The 15487-nt window shown below is 65.2% G+C and carries 13 protein-coding genes; 7 read left to right on the forward strand and 6 right to left on the reverse strand.

Annotated features, from left to right (window positions below; genetic code table 11):
- Positions 1-92: 92 nt before the first annotated feature.
- From QA642_RS04550 to QA642_RS04565, 4 genes are all read left to right on the forward strand, one after another.
- On the forward strand, positions 93-1478 hold the full coding sequence (locus QA642_RS04550) for a tetratricopeptide repeat protein (RefSeq protein WP_283083588.1): 1386 nt from the start codon (positions 93-95) through the stop codon (positions 1476-1478).
- A gap of 331 nt (positions 1479-1809) precedes the next feature.
- Complete coding sequence (locus QA642_RS04555) at positions 1810-3720, forward strand: propionyl-CoA synthetase (protein WP_283083589.1); 1911 nt, start codon at positions 1810-1812, stop codon at positions 3718-3720.
- Positions 3721-3836: 116 nt separating this feature from the next.
- A complete protein-coding gene (locus tag QA642_RS04560) occupies positions 3837-4106 on the forward strand; it encodes a hypothetical protein (RefSeq protein ID WP_027561414.1) in 270 nt (89 codons plus the stop codon).
- Positions 4107-4273: 167 nt separating this feature from the next.
- Positions 4274-5020, forward strand: a complete 747-nt coding sequence (locus QA642_RS04565; RefSeq protein ID WP_283083590.1) for an OmpW family outer membrane protein — start codon at positions 4274-4276, stop codon at positions 5018-5020.
- 289 nt (positions 5021-5309) lie between these two features.
- Here the strand turns inward: QA642_RS04565 and QA642_RS04570 are convergent, their stop codons facing one another.
- Positions 5310-6005, reverse strand: coding sequence for a cell cycle transcriptional regulator TrcR (locus QA642_RS04570; RefSeq protein ID WP_283083591.1), 696 nt, complete (start codon positions 6003-6005; stop codon positions 5310-5312).
- Positions 6006-6269: 264 nt separating this feature from the next.
- Between QA642_RS04570 and ispH the strand changes: the two genes are divergently transcribed.
- From ispH to rnhA, 3 genes are read left to right on the forward strand one after another with little or no spacing between them, the layout of a single operon-like run.
- Positions 6270-7238, forward strand: coding sequence for a 4-hydroxy-3-methylbut-2-enyl diphosphate reductase (gene ispH, locus QA642_RS04575; RefSeq protein ID WP_283083592.1), 969 nt, complete (start codon positions 6270-6272; stop codon positions 7236-7238).
- 6 nt (positions 7239-7244) lie between these two features.
- On the forward strand, positions 7245-8228 hold the full coding sequence (locus QA642_RS04580) for a homoserine kinase (protein ID WP_283083593.1): 984 nt from the start codon (positions 7245-7247) through the stop codon (positions 8226-8228).
- Complete coding sequence (gene rnhA, locus QA642_RS04585) at positions 8225-8689, forward strand: ribonuclease HI (RefSeq protein ID WP_283083594.1); 465 nt, start codon at positions 8225-8227, stop codon at positions 8687-8689. The genes QA642_RS04580 and rnhA overlap by 4 nt, the downstream gene beginning before the upstream one ends.
- 213 nt (positions 8690-8902) lie before the next feature.
- On the opposite strand, the gene QA642_RS04590 is transcribed toward rnhA, so the two are convergent.
- The 5 genes from QA642_RS04590 to QA642_RS04610 all read right to left on the reverse strand — a co-directional run bounded on the left by QA642_RS04590 (position 8903) and on the right by QA642_RS04610 (position 15403).
- On the reverse strand, positions 8903-9388 hold the full coding sequence (locus QA642_RS04590) for a peroxiredoxin (RefSeq protein WP_212087554.1): 486 nt from the start codon (positions 9386-9388) through the stop codon (positions 8903-8905).
- Positions 9389-9508: 120 nt separating this feature from the next.
- Positions 9509-10063, reverse strand: a complete 555-nt coding sequence (locus tag QA642_RS04595) for a DUF924 family protein (protein ID WP_283083595.1) — start codon at positions 10061-10063, stop codon at positions 9509-9511.
- A 16-nt stretch (positions 10064-10079) separates the two neighbouring features.
- Complete coding sequence (locus QA642_RS04600) at positions 10080-11765, reverse strand: long-chain fatty acid--CoA ligase (protein ID WP_283083596.1); 1686 nt, start codon at positions 11763-11765, stop codon at positions 10080-10082.
- A 192-nt stretch (positions 11766-11957) separates the two neighbouring features.
- Positions 11958-13430 (reverse strand): D-alanyl-D-alanine carboxypeptidase family protein, encoded by a 1473-nt coding sequence (locus QA642_RS04605; RefSeq protein WP_283083597.1) that lies wholly within the window; start codon positions 13428-13430, stop codon positions 11958-11960.
- Positions 13431-13606: 176 nt separating this feature from the next.
- Positions 13607-15403, reverse strand: coding sequence for a glucan ABC transporter ATP-binding protein/ permease (locus tag QA642_RS04610; protein ID WP_283083598.1), 1797 nt, complete (start codon positions 15401-15403; stop codon positions 13607-13609).
- Positions 15404-15487 lie beyond the last annotated feature (84 nt).

Consider the following 15487-nt stretch of genomic DNA (forward strand, 5'->3'; position numbering starts at 1 on the left):
GCCTGGGCATGACGCAGAGGGCGGGCCCGGATTGAACCCATTCTTTTCCCGCCGCGACAATGGTGAAAACCTGATGTCACGGAGCCTTCCTGATGTGCGGCACGCCTTCTTCCGCGCAAACGTTCCCGTTTGCCAAGATCTCGCTTCGCGCCTTCCTCCTCGGCGCGGCGATGAGCCTTGTTCTCGCAGCCCCGGCCTCGGCCGGCACAGATTGCGTCGCGGGTAGCAAGGCGGCTCCTGCCGAACTGATCACGGCCTGCAGCGCCATCATCGACCAAGCTTCGAATTCGACGAACGACCGTGCCGCAGCACTTCTGGTGCGCGCCGATGCCAATGCGCGGACCTCGGGGGGCCTCACCCAGGCGCTGCGGGACATCGACCGCGCCATCGCGCTCGACGGCAAGAACGCAAAGGCCTGGCGCCTGCGTGGCGATCTGCTGCGTGAGGCGGGCGGCGACCTCAACCGCGCCGCTTCCGATCTCAGCAAGGCGATCGAGCTCGATCCACAGGATGCGGAGGCCTACGAGCTGCGCGGCGTCGTCTACACCAGCCAGCGCCGGCTCGACCGTGCGCTTGCCGATTACGACCAGGCGATCAAGCTGAAGCCGGACTATGCGCAAGCCTGGTCCGACCGCGGCGTGACTTATTATCTCGGCGGCGACAACGAGAAGGCGATCCGCGATCTCAGCGAGGCGCTGCGGCTCGATCCGAACCGGCCGCGCAGCTACACCAATCGCGGCGCGGCCTACAAGAAGCTCGGCCAGCTCGACAAATCGGTCGCCGATGATGGCGAGGCGATCAGGCTCGATCCGAAAGTGCCGGAATATTACGACAATCGGGGCCTCTCGCTGGCCGCGATGGGCGAGTACGACAAGGCGATCGCTGATTACGACCAGGCGCTGCGGCTGGCGCCGCGGCCGAATTTCTTCACCAACCGCGGCGATGCCTATCAGCACAAGGGCGAGTTTGGCGCCGCGCTCAGTGACTACGAGGCTGCGCTGAAGCTCGATCCGAATTTCGCGCTGACCTACAACAACCGCGCCGTGCTCTACAAGAAGATGGGCGAGCGCAAGAAGGCGCTGGCCGATTACGAGACCGCGCTGAAGCTCGATCCCGGCAACGAGAACGCCGCAAATGGCCGCCGCACCACGATGGCGGAGATCGCGAAGTTCGGTGCCGAGGCGCCGCTTCCGCTCGCGGCGAATTCCGGCAACGGCCCGTCGTTCGATTGCGCGAGCGCCAAGCGCGAGGTCGAGAAGGTGATCTGCGCCGATCCGCAGCTCGGCATGCTCGACCGCCGGATCGCGGAGACCTATGAGCGCGTGCTGAAGTCCCTGAACCGGCGCTCGGCGGATGATCTGCGCAAGTCCCAGCGCGATTTCCTCGTCTCGCGCGACGCGAGCTTCCGCCGCCCCGGCTACGATCTGAAGAAGGTCATGCAGGATCGGTTGCAGCGGTTGAACGCGATGGAGAGCTGAGAGGCCTCTACGCGCACACTGCGTTCCCTCCCCCCTTGCGGGGGAGGGTTAGGGAGAGGGGTAGCCACAAACTCTAGACCGAGTTCGTGGCCACCCCTCTCTCCCGCTCTCCCCCGCAAGGGGGGAGAGGGCTCACCTTTGCTGTGGCTCCAGCTTGCCTCGATGGCCTTTCTTCCCTCCTACCAAAAGGCCCATCCTTTTCAGCTTGAACCGCGGCCCGTTCCCGGGAAAATACCCCTCAAACAAGGCCGGCACTTGATCCGGGTCATGGCGGGACGTCCGTCGTGCCGCAAGGTCAGGGCCAGGCGAATATAGGGAACGGGAGCGCGGAATGAACGCCCAGGGTGGAAGCAAGTATCACGAGGTCCATGCGCGCTCGCTGGCCGATCCGGAAGGATTTTGGGCCGAGGCGGCCAAGGAGATCGACTGGATCGAGCCGCCGAAAAAGATCTTCGATGTCTCGCAAGGCGTCTACGGCCGCTGGTTCACCGGCGGCGTCGTCAATACCTGCTACAATGCGCTCGACCGCCATGTCGAACGCGGCCGTGCCGACCAGGTCGCGCTGATCCACGATTCGCCGCTGACGAACAGCATCACCAAGTTCACTTACGCCGAGTTGCTTGGCGAGGTGCAGGCGCTCGCCGCCGTGATGCAGGATTTCGGCGTCGCCAAGGGCGACCGCGTCATCCTCTATATGCCGATGGTGCCCGAGGCCGTGGTCGCGATGCTCGCCTGCGCGCGCATCGGCGCGGTGCACTCGGTGGTGTTCGGCGGCTTTGCGGCAAAGGAGCTCGCCACCCGCATCGACGATGCGCAGCCAAAGCTCATCCTCTCCGCGAGTTGCGGCATCGAGCCCGGGCGTATTGTGCAGTACAAGCCGCTGCTCGACGAGGCGATCAAGCTCGCGTCCGCGAAGCCGAAGGCCTGCATCGTGCTGCAACGTCCGCAGCTAACTTGCGACCTCACGCCGGGCCGCGACTACGATTGGGCGAGCCTGCGCCGCAAGGCGCTGAACGAGGGCAAGAAAGCACCTTGCGTGCCCGTCGCCGCCACCGATCCGCTCTACATCCTCTACACCTCGGGCACCACGGGCATCCCCAAGGGCGTCGTGCGCGACAATGGCGGTCATCTCGTCGCGGTGAAATGGTCGATGTTCAATCTCTACGGCGTCAAGCCGGGCGAGGTCTGGTGGTGCGGCTCCGACATCGGCTGGGTGGTCGGCCACAGCTATATCATCTACGGCCCACTGCTGCATGGCGCGACCTCGATCATGTATGAGGGCAAGCCGGTCGGCACGCCCGATGCCGGCGCGTTCTGGCGCGTGATCTCCGAGCACAAGGCGGTCGCTCTCTTCACCGCGCCGACCGCGTTCCGCGCGATCCGGAAAGAGGATCCGGAAGGCAAGTTCATCCGGCAATATGACCTCTCTAAATTCCGCACGCTATTCCTCGCCGGCGAGCGCGCCGATCCGCCGACGGTGGAGTGGGCGGAGCAGCAGCTGAAGGTCCCCGTGATCGATCATTGGTGGCAGACCGAAACCGGCTGGTGCATTGCCGGCAATCCGGTCGGCCTCGGCATGCTGCCGGTGAAGCACGGCTCGCCGACGGTGCCGATGCCGGGCTATCAGGTCGACGTCGTGGATGAAGCGGCAAAGCCGGTTGGTGCCAACACCATGGGCTCGATCGTCATCAAGCTGCCGATGCCGCCGGGCTGCCTGCCGACGCTGTGGAATCAGGACGACCGCTTTAGGGAAGCTTACCTCAGCGAATTCCCCGGCTACTACAAGACATCGGACGCCGGCTACAAGGACGAGGACGGCTATGTCTTCGTCATGGGCCGTACCGACGACATCATCAACGTCGCCGGCCACAGGCTCTCCACCGGCGGCATGGAGGAGATCCTGGCCTCGCATCCCGATGTCGCCGAATGCGCCGTGCTCGGCGTCAAGGATGCGATCAAGGGCGAGGTGCCCTGCGGCTTCCTGGTGCTGAAGGCCGGCGTGAAGCGCGCTCCGAGCGAGATCGAGAAGGAGATCATCGCGCTGGTGCGCGAGCGGCTCGGCCCCGTCGCCGCCTTCAAGCTCGCCATCACCGTCGGCCGCCTGCCCAAGACGCGCTCCGGCAAGATCCTGCGCGGCACCATCAAGAAGATCGCCGACGGCGAAGCCTGGACCATGCCGGCGACGATCGAGGACCCCAAGGTGCTCGACGAGATCGGCGAGGCGCTGAAGGGGCGGGTGTGAGGTTCTGGCCTGTCATTCCGGGTTCGGTCCTGCGGACCGCCCCGGAATGACTGCGGCGGCCGACTTACAATCTCCTCATTCCGCGCTAAACAGGGCCGGCCAACAGGGGACCTCGTATGCCACTCGCCACCGCGCCGCGCCTGCTTGCAGCCGTAGCTCTCGCCATCGCCCTCTCCGCCTGCTCGGCGCGCTACCAGACGCCGGTGGCGATGGGCGGCGACGATGACGACGCGGTGTGCCAGAGCCGCGGCTACGCCCAGGGCTCGCCCGAATATGTGGCCTGCCGCAAGGACCGCGACGTTCAGCGCAATGCCGCGACCGCTCGCGCCGACCGCCGTCAGCGCGATCTCGGCGAATACATGCTGAACCATCCCGAGCGGCCCTGAATTATCCTGCGCAATTCATCCCGTTTCTCGTGACACATCTGCAACGCCGCGGCCAAATCGTGTCGCGCCTGTTCTGATTTGACCGGCGTCAAATCCTTCATCGCCCCCTTTCTGCTCTGACGCAGATGTCCCGCAACGAAGCGCGGACATGGCTGAAGGGGAATGCAATGAACGGAACGACAAGAAACGTGGCGCGGCTGGCTGTGCTTGGCGCGATGCTCGCGGGGACTTTTTCCTCGGTGCAGGCAGCCGATTTGCCGGTTTACACGAAGGCGCCGCCGCAGGTGGAGGCGTTCAATCCGTGGATGGTGCGTCTGCGCGTGCTCGGCGTGTTGCCGGACGCGGGCGGTTCGACTGTCAATGTCGCGGTCGTGCCGTCTCTGTCGGCACCGAATTCCGGGCTCTCGATCAGCGACCAGGTCGTGCCCGAGCTCGACATCAGCTATTTCTTCACGAAGAACATCGCGGCCGAGCTGATCCTGGGCGTGACCAGGCATTCGATCAGCGGCACCGGCTCGCTGGCGAACCTGCCGATCGGCAAGACCACGCTGCTGCCGCCGACGCTGACATTGCAATATCACTTCGACAATTTCGGCGCGTTCAAGCCGTATATTGGCGCGGGCGTGAACTACACCGTGTTCTTCAACAATTCGGCTGCGAATGCACCGGCCGCCATCGCCGGTCCGCCCGCGATCGTCGCCACCACCACGAGCCTCCATGTCAGCAACGCCTGGGGCGGCGCCGTGCAGTTCGGCTTCGACTACATGCTCGACCGGCACTGGGGTCTCAACGTCGACGTCAAGAAGCTCTGGCTGCGGCCGGACTACAGCGCGACCGTCTCGGGTCTGCCCGTCACCGGCACCGCCCATATCGATCCGTGGCTCGTCGGCGGCGGCGTGACGTACAAGTTCTGATACGTCGTTTGAGGGCAGACTGTGACTGCGGCTGACCCTGCACTCCCTCCCCCCTTGCGGGGAGGGCGGGGAGAGGGGTGGCCCAGGAAACGGTGTGAGTGAGTCTGCTTCGAACTGATGGAGAGAGTCCCCGTGGGGTACCCCTCTCCCTAACCCTCCCCCACAAGGGGGGAGGGGACGCGTCGTTCGCGTGGCAAAATGCGTGGCCAAAATCGCTGTCTACGCACAAAACAAAAACGCGGCGGGTTGGCCCGCCGCGTTTGCATCTGGTGACGAACGAGAGAGGGAACTACTCCTCCTCGTCCTCGTGCTTCTTGCCGCCAAGCGTCTTGAGCTTGGCGAACACGGCGTCGACGTTGAGGTCGTCGCTCGACCGCTCGGTCGGCTCGAACTCGTCCTTCTTGGTGGTCTCGGAGGCCGGCAGCAGGGTGGCACCGCCATAGGCTGCGTCGATCGGCTTTTCCTTGGCCGCGCGCGCCACCTCGAAATCGAGCTCGATCTGCGAGCAGAGGCCGAGCGTGACGGGGTCGATCGGGGTCAGCTGCGAGGTGTTCCAGTGCGTGCGGTCGCGCACGCTGGCGATGGTGCTCTTGGTGGTGCCGACCAGACGCATGATCTGGGCGTCCTTGAGCTCCGGATGGCTGCGCAGCAGCCAGAGGATGGCGCTCGGGCGCTCGTGGCGGCGCGACACCGGGGTGTAGCGCGGGCCCTTGCGCTTGGGCTGGGGCGGCAGCACCACCTTGCTCTCCTGGAGGCGGAGCCGGTAGTCCGGGTTCTTCTCACCCTTCTCGATCTCCTCGCGGGTCAGCTGGCCGTTGGAGAGGGGGTCCATGCCCTTGATGCCCTGGGCGGCGTCGCCGTCGGCGATCGCTCGCACCTCGAGGGGGTGCATCTTGGTGAAATCGGCGACCTGGTCGAAGGTCAGCGCGGTGTTGTCCAGCAGCCAGACGGCGGTCGCCTTGGGCATCAGAGGTGCGTTGCTCATGGCAAATCTCCTTTGTGCTTCGCCCACCCCTCTGGAGGCGAAACCGGTGGTCATCAGCGATGACAGGGAATTCGCGCTATATAAGCCGGGAGGGGCTAGCCACGCAATGGTTCTGCTATAGATAGTGCCTTGACAGCGCCCGAAAGGGGGCCCAATTCCCTTTGCAGACCCGGTAAAGTCCAAGCAAACCGTTTTTAGCCCTTTCCAGCCATCGACCGCCCCCGCCAGAAGGCGAAACGGGTGATTCGGTCCCGAGATCGCTCAATGTCAGCCAAACCAGACCTCAAGATCGTGCTTTGTTCTCCCCGCGGCTTCTGCGCCGGGGTGGTCCGGGCGATCGACACCGTGGAACGGGCGCTCGATAAATACGGCGCCCCCGTCTATGTTCGCCATGAGATTGTGCACAACAAGTACGTCGTCGATGGGTTGAAGAAGAAGGGCGCGATCTTCGTCGAGGAGCTCGCCGAAATCCCCGAAAGCACCACCGCCCCGGTCGTGTTCTCGGCCCATGGCGTCCCCAAGTCGGTTCCGGCCGACGCGCAGTCCCGCAATCTGTTCTCGCTGGATGCGACCTGCCCGCTGGTGACCAAGGTGCACCGCGAGGCCGCGATCCACTTCAAGCGCGGCCGCGAGATCTTCCTGATCGGCCACTCCCACCACCCCGAGGTGGTTGGCACGCTCGGCCAACTTCCCGCCGGCGCTGTGACCCTGATCGAGACCGCCGAGGATGCCAAGACCATCAGTCCGAAGGATCCCGATAACCTCGCCTTCGTGACCCAGACCACGCTGTCGATCGACGATACCGCGGAGATCGTGGCGCTGCTCAAGGAGCGCTTCCCGAACATCAACGGGCCGCACAAGGAAGACATCTGCTACGCCACCACCAACCGCCAGCTGGCGGTGAAGAAGGTGGCGCCGGTTGTCGACGCGCTGATCGTTGTCGGTGCCCCCAATTCGTCGAACTCGCAGCGGCTGCGCGAGGTTGCCGAGCGTGAGGGCTGCAAGGTCGCCGTGCTGGCGCAGCGCGCCACCGACATCGACTGGGACAAGTTCGGCAACATCGCGAGCCTTGGCATCACCGCGGGCGCGTCCGCGCCGGAAGTGATCGTCGAGGAGATCATGGACGCGTTCGCCGAGCGCTACACGCTGCATGTGGAGACGGTCTCGGCCGCGGAAGAGAACGAGTTCTTCCCGCTGCCGCGTCAGGTGCGCCCCGAAGCCGCCGCCGAGTAGACCTTTATGGCGGTCTACACCGACGTTGCCGCCGACGAGCTTGCGGATTTCCTGAGTCAATACGATCTCGGCGAATTGCTCTCCTACAAGGGCATCGCCGAGGGCGTCGAGAATTCCAACTTCCTGCTGCACACCAGCAAAGGCTCGTTCATCCTCACGCTCTATGAGAAGCGCGTGGCGAAGAACGATCTGCCGTTCTTCCTCGCGCTGATGACGCATCTGGCCGAGCACGGCGTGACCTGTCCGCTGCCGGTGAAGGCGAAAGACGGAGAGGCGTTGCGCGAGCTGTCGGGGCGCCCCGCCGCGATCATCACCTTTCTCGAAGGCGTCTGGCCGCGCAAGCCGAACGCGATGCATTGCGCCGGTGTCGGCGAGGGGCTCGCCAGGATGCATCTGGCCGGCGCCAATTTCGCGATCAAGCGCGCCAATGCGCTCTCGGTTGCGGGCTGGCGGCCGCTGTTCGATGCAGCGGCAAGCCGCGCCGACGAGGTGCAGCCGGGCCTGCGAGCATACCTTGCGACCGAACTCGACTATCTCTCGAGTGGCGTCTGGCCGACCGATCTGCCCGAGGGCGTGATCCACGCCGACCTCTTCAACGACAACGCCTTCTTCCTCGGCGACAAGCTCTCGGGGATCATCGACTTCACCTTCGCTTGCAACGACATGCTGGCCTATGACGTCGCGATCTGCCTCAACGCCTGGTGCTTCGAGCCGGATCATTCCTTCAACGTCACGAAGGCGCGCGCTTTCCTCAATGCCTATGGCCGGGTGCGAAAGCTCTCCGAAGCCGAGGAGGCCGCGCTGCCGCTGCTGGCGCGCGGCGCCGCGATCCGCTTCCTGCTGACGCGGCTGGTGGACTGGCTCAACGTGCCGCCCGGTGCGCTGGTGAAGCCGAAGGATCCGCTGGAATATTTTCGCAAGCTGCGCTTCCACCAGAGCGTTTCCAGCGCGCGCGATTACGGGCTGATGCCGTCAGGACTGGTCGCGTGAGCGAAAAGCCCGTTGTCACGATCTATACCGACGGCGCCTGCTCGGGAAATCCGGGGCCCGGCGGCTGGGGCGCGATCCTGAAGTTCGGCGACAAGGAGAAAGAGCTGAACGGCGGCCAGCCGCACACCACCAACAACCAGATGGAATTGATGGCGGCGATCTCCGCGCTGGAAGCGCTCAAGAAGCCGTGCACCGTCGATCTCTACACCGACAGCCAGTATGTCCGGCAGGGCATCACGGGGTGGATCTTTGGCTGGAAGCGCAACGGCTGGCGCACCGCCGACAAGAAGCCGGTCAAGAATGTGGAGCTTTGGCAGCGCCTCGATGCGGCACTCAAGCAGCACGAAGTCCGCTGGCACTGGGTCAAGGGCCATGCCGGCCATCCGGAGAACGAGCGGGCGGATCAGCTCGCGCGGGACGGGATCGTGAAGGCGCGGTTGCAGCAGCGGGTGGGGGAGTAACGAGGGCGTTCGCGCTCTCCGCCCGTCATGGCCGGGCTCGACCCGGCCATCCACGCCTTCGTCGCCTCATTCTCAACTGTCATCGCCCGCGAAGGCGGGCGATCCAGTATTCCAGAGGCGGTTGTGATTGAGCCGAGAAGCCTCGGCGTACTGAATGCCCCGCCTTCGCGGGGCATGACAGTGTCATTTGTGGCTAAGAACGGCGCCTAGAGCTTACAGCTGCCCCAGCAGCGTATCGCCGCCCGAGACCTCGACCTTGCCGGGCATCGCTTCCAGGTTCAGCTTCTTGACTACGCCGTCCTCGACCAGCATCGAATAGCGCTTGGAGCGGATGCCGAGGCCGTTCGCGGAAGCATCGAGCTCCATGCCGATCGCCTTGGCGAACTCGGCATTGCCGTCGGCGAGGAAGACGGCCTCGTCGCGCTGGTCGGTGTCGCGCTTCCAGGCGTTCATGACGAAGGCATCGTTGACCGAGACGATGGCGATGGTGTCGACGCCCTTGTCCTTCATGGCGTAGGCGTTGAGGAAGATGCTCGGCAGATGCATCTTGTGGCAGGTGCCGGTATAGGCGCCGGGCACGGCGAACAGCGCCACCTTCTTGCCCTTGAAGATGTCGTCGGTGGTCTTCACCTGCGGGCCTTCCGCCGTCATCACGCGGAATTTCGCCTCGGGCAGCTTGTCGCCAGTCTGGATCGCCATCGTCAGTCTCCCTGAAAATCGGTCCCGCTTTTTAGACCGTGGCGCGGGCCTGCACAATATTGCCGGCAAGGGAAGTGATACGCAAAGCAGCGGGGGCGGTCGCCCTTCACCGCGATGTCATCAGCCGGCAAAACCGCCGCTGTCGAGGAAGGCCTGCTCCTCCGCGGTGGTGTCGCGGCCGAGGAGAGGGTTGCGGTGGGGAAAGCGGCCGAACCGCTGGATGATGTCGGCGTGCAGGCGGGCGTATTTCAGGTTTTCGGCATTGTCGGTGTTTTCGAACAGCGCGACGCAATGCAGCTGATCGGGCAGGTGCTCGGAATGCATGAAGGGCAGATAGAGGAATTCGAGCAGGATCGGATCGACCCTGCCATCGACGCCCCGGTCGATGGCGCGGCGGGCGACCTCGCGCGCCGGCGCATCGCTGGCAAAGGCTTCGCGCGTGCCGCGAAACATGTTGCGGGGAAACTGGTCGAGCACGACGACCAGCGCGAGCGCGCCGTCATCGCTGTCCTCCCATGATGCCAGCTCGCCGGCGACGGCCTTCTGCCACAGGGCGAGAAACCGGCGCCGGACCTCCGCGTCGAACGCATCGCTGCGCTCGTACCAGCGCTCTCGGCCGGCTTCGCGCCAGAAGGCGAGAATGCCGGCCGGCATGTTGTCGCTCGCGTCAGTCATGAATCAGCGATGCGGCTCAGGCCGCCTCGGCCTTCTTCTCGTCGCGCAGCTGCCGGCGCAGGATCTTGCCGACATTGGTCTTCGGCAGGTCGGTGCGGAATTCGATGTGCTTGGGCACCTTGTAGCCGGTGAGCTGCTCCTGGCAGAACCTGATGACGCCCTCCGCCGTGAGGTTCGGGTCCTTCTTGACCACGAACGCCTTCACCGCCTCGCCCGACTTGGAATCGGGAATGCCGATCACGGCGCATTCCAGCACGCCGGGATGGCTCGCGATGACTTCCTCGATCTCGTTCGGATAGACGTTGAAGCCGGAGACCAGGATCATGTCCTTCTTGCGATCGACGATCTTGGTGTAGCCCCGTTCGTCCATCACGCCAATGTCGCCGGTGCGGAAATAGCCGTCGGCTGTCATCACCTTGGCGGTCTCTTCCGGCCTGTTCCAGTAGCCCGACATCACCTGCGGGCCCTTGGCGCAAATCTCGCCGGCCTGGCCGAGCGGGACTTCGTTGCCGTCGTCGTCGCGGATCGAGATCCAGGTCGAGGGCACGGGGATGCCGATCGATCCCGAGAACTCGGTCGTGGTCGCGGGATTACAGGTCAGCGTCGGCGAGGTCTCCGACAGGCCGTAGCCTTCGGCGATGAAGCAGCCGGTCACCGCCTTCCACTGCTCGGCAACCGGGCGCTGCACCGCCATGCCGCCGCCGTTCGAGATCTTCAGCTTGGAGAAGTCGAGCTTCTTGAAGTCGGGGTGGTGCATCAGCCCGTTGTAGAGCGTGTTCACCGCCGGGAAGCTGTTGACCTGGTATTTTGCGAGCTCCTTGACGAAGCCGGCGATGTCGCGCGGGTTCGGGATCAACAGGTTACAGCCGCCGGCGCGTACCGCGAGCAGGTAGCACGCCGTCAGCGCGAAGATGTGATAGAGCGGCAGCGCGCAGACGATCAGGAGCTGGTCGATCTGCGGCGGCTGCGCCAGCGCCGGCTGCAGCCAGGCGTCGTTCTGCAAGACGTTGGCGACGATGTTGCGGTGGAGCAGCGTGGCGCCCTTGGAGACGCCGGTGGTGCCGCCGGTATATTGCAGGAAGGCGACGTCGCCGGGCGAGAGCTTCGGCTTGTTGAAGGTCTGGCCGCGGCCGGCCGCGAGCGCGTCGTTGAAGGACGCCGCGCCCGGCAGCGAGAAGGCCGGCACCATCTTCTTGACGCGGCGGACGACGAGATTGACGATCATGCCCTTGAAGCCGAGCAGATCGCCCATGCTGCCGACGATGACGTGCTTCACCGGCGTCCTCGCGATCACCTGCTCGACGGTGTGGGCAAAATTCTCCAGCACGATGATGGCTTCGGCGCCGGAATCCTTGAGCTGATGCTCGAGCTCGCGCGGGGTGTAGAGTGGGTTGACGTTGACCACCGCGTATCCGGCGCGCAGCACGGCTGCGGTCGCGACCGGATATTGCAGCACGTTCGGCATCATGATCGCGACGCGGGCGCCGCGTTGCAGGCCGCGGCCCTGCAGGTAAGCGGCGAGCGCCAGCGACATCTGGTCGAGATCGCGATAGCTGATCGACTTGTCCATGCAGATGAACGCCTTGCGGTCGGCGAACTTGGTGAAGCTCTCCTCCAGGAGGTCGACCAGCGATGCGTATTGCGTCGGCTCGATATCGGCAGGCACGCCGGGCGGATATTGCTTGAGCCAGATGCGCTCCATGGAAACTCCCCTCTCTTGCACCAGAGCCCGTTGTGTCTCGGGCTTGCCTCGTTGCCGGCAGTATCGAGCCTGCCGGAACGGGTGGCAAGCGTCGTGGCTTAGGGCAAAGGCCGGGGAGTGGCTACTGGAATCGTCGCAAATCGCTTTGCCGCAACTGCGAAGCGCAGGCTGTGATTTAATTCCGAGGCGACGTTAACTGTTGTTCGCGGGCTTGGCAGCAGCCGGCTTGGTCGCGGCCTTGGGCTTGGCGGGTTTTGCCGCCGCATCGCCGCTCGCGGGCTTCTCGGCAGGTTTCGCCGCGGCATCCGGCTTGGCCGCGGCATGTTTGGCGGCGGCCGGCTTGGCTGCGATCTTGCCGTCGCCCTTCGTAGTGTTCTTCGCATCGGGCTTGGCAGCATCCGGCTTCGCCGCCGCCGTCTTCGGCTTGTCCGCGGGCTTGTCGGCCGCGTCGGGCTTCTTGGCGACGCGCGACTTCTTGCCATGCGGCTTGGGCGTCGCCTGCTGGTCGGCATCGGCTGCCACCGCCGCGATCAGGGCTGTGCCGGTGCGGGTCGGGCCGGTATAGACCAGCACGGGCTCGGCCGCCGCTGGAGCGGTGGCCATCAGCTCGGAGGCCTTCATCAGCGGCGGCTGGAGGCCGGCCGTGAAGAAGGTGAACTGGGCTTCGCCGCCGGTGGCCGAGGCCGATCCGGCCGAGCCGCCATTGGTTGCGATCAGCGCATCGTCGTCGTCGCTCGCCGGGCGCTTGCGATGGCCGCCGCACATCTCCTCGCGCAAGTTCGGCGGCGAGGCATCGACCGGCACCAGCTTGTCGACGGCGCCGAGCGAGGGGCGAAGCCAGGTGAGATTGTCCTGGCCGAAGCCGCGCTCGAGCAGCTGCGCCGCCTTCACCGCGCGCGCGGTGCCGGAGTTGGCGCCGAGCACCACCGCAATCAGTCGGCGGCCGTTGCGCGTGGCGGATGCGACGAGATTGTAGCCGGAGGCGCAGATGAAGCCGGTCTTGAAACCGTCAGCGCCGGGGTAGCGGCCGATCAGCTTGTTGAAATTGCCGGTGACGCGCTTGCCGAAGCGGATCGCCGGGATGTGCACGAAGTACTCGTATTCCGGCAGGTCGCGCAGGAACGAGCGCGCGAGAATGCCGAGGTCGCGCGCGGAGGTGATCTGGCCGTCGGCGGGCAGACCGTTCGGATTGACGTAGCTCGTCTGCGTCATGCCGAGCCGCTGCGCGGTGTCATTCATCATCGCCGAGAAGCCGTCGATCGAGCCGCCGACGCCTTCGGCGAGCACCACGGCCATGTCGTTCGCCGACTTGACCATCATCATCTTGAGCGCGTTGTCGACGGTGAGCTGCGTTCCCGGACGGAACCCCATCTTCGACGGCGACTGCGAGGCGGCCGTCGGCGACACCGTGAGCAGCGTGTCGAGCGTGAGCCTGCCGTCCTTCACCGCCTTCAGCGTCACATAGGCCGTCATGATCTTGGTGACGGAGGCCGGATACCAGGGAATGGTCGCGTTCTCCGCCTGCAGCACCTTGCCGCTGTCGGCTTCGATCAGCAGCAGCGCTTCGGCACTCGCCGCGCGCGGCGCGAGCAATGCGGCGCATGCGAGCGTCGCAGCGAACAGCTTGAACAGGGACTTGCGAAGCAGCGGGCGAATGGCGTGCACTATCCGATTCCGGTCCTTGGAGACCCGCCGGTTCCGGAGGGCTCTCGTGATCTGATGTTCGGTTCTGAAATCCGGCGCCGCCGCTTGCGGCGTCGCAAACCTATACCGGCTGGTGCGGCGAGAATAGGGGGATCGGTGCGGTATTCCGCAATGAAATAGGCCGAATTTCGACGGTCCTATGGGGACTTGACCGCGGTCGCGGCAGTCTCGGCCGCCGTCACGCTGGCCCTTGCGTTTTCGTGAACCATGAACTGGGCCCTCGCGAGCTCGGCGAAATGGCCGCCTTTGGCCACGAGTTCATCGAAAGTTCCGCTTTCGATCACGCGGCCATTCTCGAACACCAGGATCCGCGTGGCATTGCGGATGGTCGACAGACGATGGGCGATCACGAAGGTGGTGCGGCCCTTCATCACTTCGTCGAGAGCGGCGTTCACCTTGGCCTCGGTGACCGCGTCGAGCGCGGAGGTCGCCTCGTCCAGGATCAGGATCGGCGGGTCCTTCAGCAGCGCGCGGGCAATCGACAGGCGCTGCCGCTCGCCGCCGGAGAGCATGCGGCCGCGCTCGCCGGCATTGGTCTCGAAGCCGCCGCTGCGCTCGATGAACTCGATGGCCTGTGCGCGCTCGGCGGCCTTGCGCATCTCGGCTTCGGTCGCATCCGGCTTGCCGACGCGAAGATTCTCCGCGATCGAGCGGTTGAACAGCAGCGCCTCCTGGAACACGACGCCGATGTTCCGCCGCAGCGAGGTCAGCGTCACGCCGCGCACGTCCATGCCGTCGATCCTGATGAAGCCGGATTGCGGGTCGAAGGCGCGATGCAGCAGCGCGATCGCGGTGGACTTGCCGGCGCCGGTCGGGCCGACCAGCGCGATGGTCTGGCCGGGCAGCGCGGTGAAGGAGAGGTCCTCGATCGCCGGCCGCTTGCCGTCATAGGAGAAGGTGACGTCGTTGAACTCGACGAGCCCGGAGAGCCGCCCCGCGTCGATCGCGTCGGGCCGGTCGTGCACCGCGGGCACGGCGTCGAGCACGTTGAAGAACTCGCGCAGGCGCGGCGCTTCCATGAAGACGTTGTTGATGAAGCTCACGACCTGTTCGAGCTTCTGGATCAGCAGCGTCGCAAAGCTCACGAACATCACGATCTCGCCGACCGAGGTCAGGCCCTGGTCGTGCAGCGCGATGCCGAGCGTGAAGATCGCGAGCACCGTGATGGTGGTGGAGGCGCGCGTGATGACGGTGACGAGCGCCCACCACGACAGCACCGGCATCTGCGCCGCCAGCAGCTCGTCGGCGACCGAGCGCAGCCCCTTCACCTCGGATTCGACGCGGACGAAGCTCTGCACCAGCGCGACATTGCCGAGCGCGTCGGAGGCGCGCGCGGAGAGCTCGCTGTAGTGCTCCTCGACCGCCATCTGCATGCCGAAGGTCTTGCGCACCACGAAGGTCGTCAGCGCGGTGAAGACGACGCAGAGCACGAACAGCAGGATCGCCAGCCGCCAGTTCAGATAAAGTGACAGCGGCAGCAGCACGATGACCGACAGGATCGCGGCAAAGTGCTCGCGAAAGAAACCGAGCCAGAGCCGCCACAGCGCATCGGTGCCGTTGAGCATCACCTTCATCAGCCGGCCCGAATGAGTGCCGGAGTGGAAGGTGAGCGGCAGTTGCAGGATGTGCTCGAAATAGCTGGTCAGCACCGCCTGGCGCTGGCGGTGGGAGAGCCGGTCGGCCTGCAACGCAACGAGCGCGTTGCAGGCGATGGTGAACAGCCCGAACGCCACCCAGGCGCCCAGAAACGGCCAGGCCGAGTTGGAGCCGGCGACCGACTTGCCGGAGAGCACGTCGACGATACGGCCGAACAGCACCGGCTCGGCGAATTGCGAGGCCGCGAGCAGGAGATTGGCGACCGCCAGCAGCCAGCCGAGCCGCGCTTCCTTGCCGAGCAGTTCCAGAACACGGGTATAGAGACGGAGCATGGACATGTGGGCAAGCAACTCGGGCGGCTGATGGAGCCGCATTTTAAGCAGGGATCGCCCGCGAGATACAGCGGAAGCTTGCGGTTTTGC

Source organism: Bradyrhizobium sp. CB2312 (assembly GCF_029714425.1).
Lineage (GTDB): Bacteria > Pseudomonadota > Alphaproteobacteria > Rhizobiales > Xanthobacteraceae > Bradyrhizobium.

Bases quoted from the DNA above. Each gene is read 5' to 3' on its own strand.
- QA642_RS04550 (WP_283083588.1), top strand. From the start codon at position 93: ATGTGCGGCACGCCTTCTTCCGCGCAAACGTTCCCGTTTGCCAAGATC.
- QA642_RS04555 (WP_283083589.1), top strand. From the start codon at position 1,810: ATGAACGCCCAGGGTGGAAGCAAGTATCACGAGGTCCATGCGCGCTCG.
- QA642_RS04560 (WP_027561414.1), top strand. From the start codon at position 3,837: ATGCCACTCGCCACCGCGCCGCGCCTGCTTGCAGCCGTAGCTCTCGCC.
- QA642_RS04565 (WP_283083590.1), top strand. From the start codon at position 4,274: ATGAACGGAACGACAAGAAACGTGGCGCGGCTGGCTGTGCTTGGCGCG.
- QA642_RS04570 (WP_283083591.1), bottom strand. From the start codon at position 6,005: ATGAGCAACGCACCTCTGATGCCCAAGGCGACCGCCGTCTGGCTGCTG.
- ispH (WP_283083592.1), top strand. From the start codon at position 6,270: ATGTCAGCCAAACCAGACCTCAAGATCGTGCTTTGTTCTCCCCGCGGC.
- QA642_RS04580 (WP_283083593.1), top strand. From the start codon at position 7,245: ATGGCGGTCTACACCGACGTTGCCGCCGACGAGCTTGCGGATTTCCTG.
- QA642_RS04590 (WP_212087554.1), bottom strand. From the start codon at position 9,388: ATGGCGATCCAGACTGGCGACAAGCTGCCCGAGGCGAAATTCCGCGTG.
- QA642_RS04595 (WP_283083595.1), bottom strand. From the start codon at position 10,063: ATGACTGACGCGAGCGACAACATGCCGGCCGGCATTCTCGCCTTCTGG.
- QA642_RS04600 (WP_283083596.1), bottom strand. From the start codon at position 11,765: ATGGAGCGCATCTGGCTCAAGCAATATCCGCCCGGCGTGCCTGCCGAT.
- QA642_RS04610 (WP_283083598.1), bottom strand. From the start codon at position 15,403: ATGTCCATGCTCCGTCTCTATACCCGTGTTCTGGAACTGCTCGGCAAG.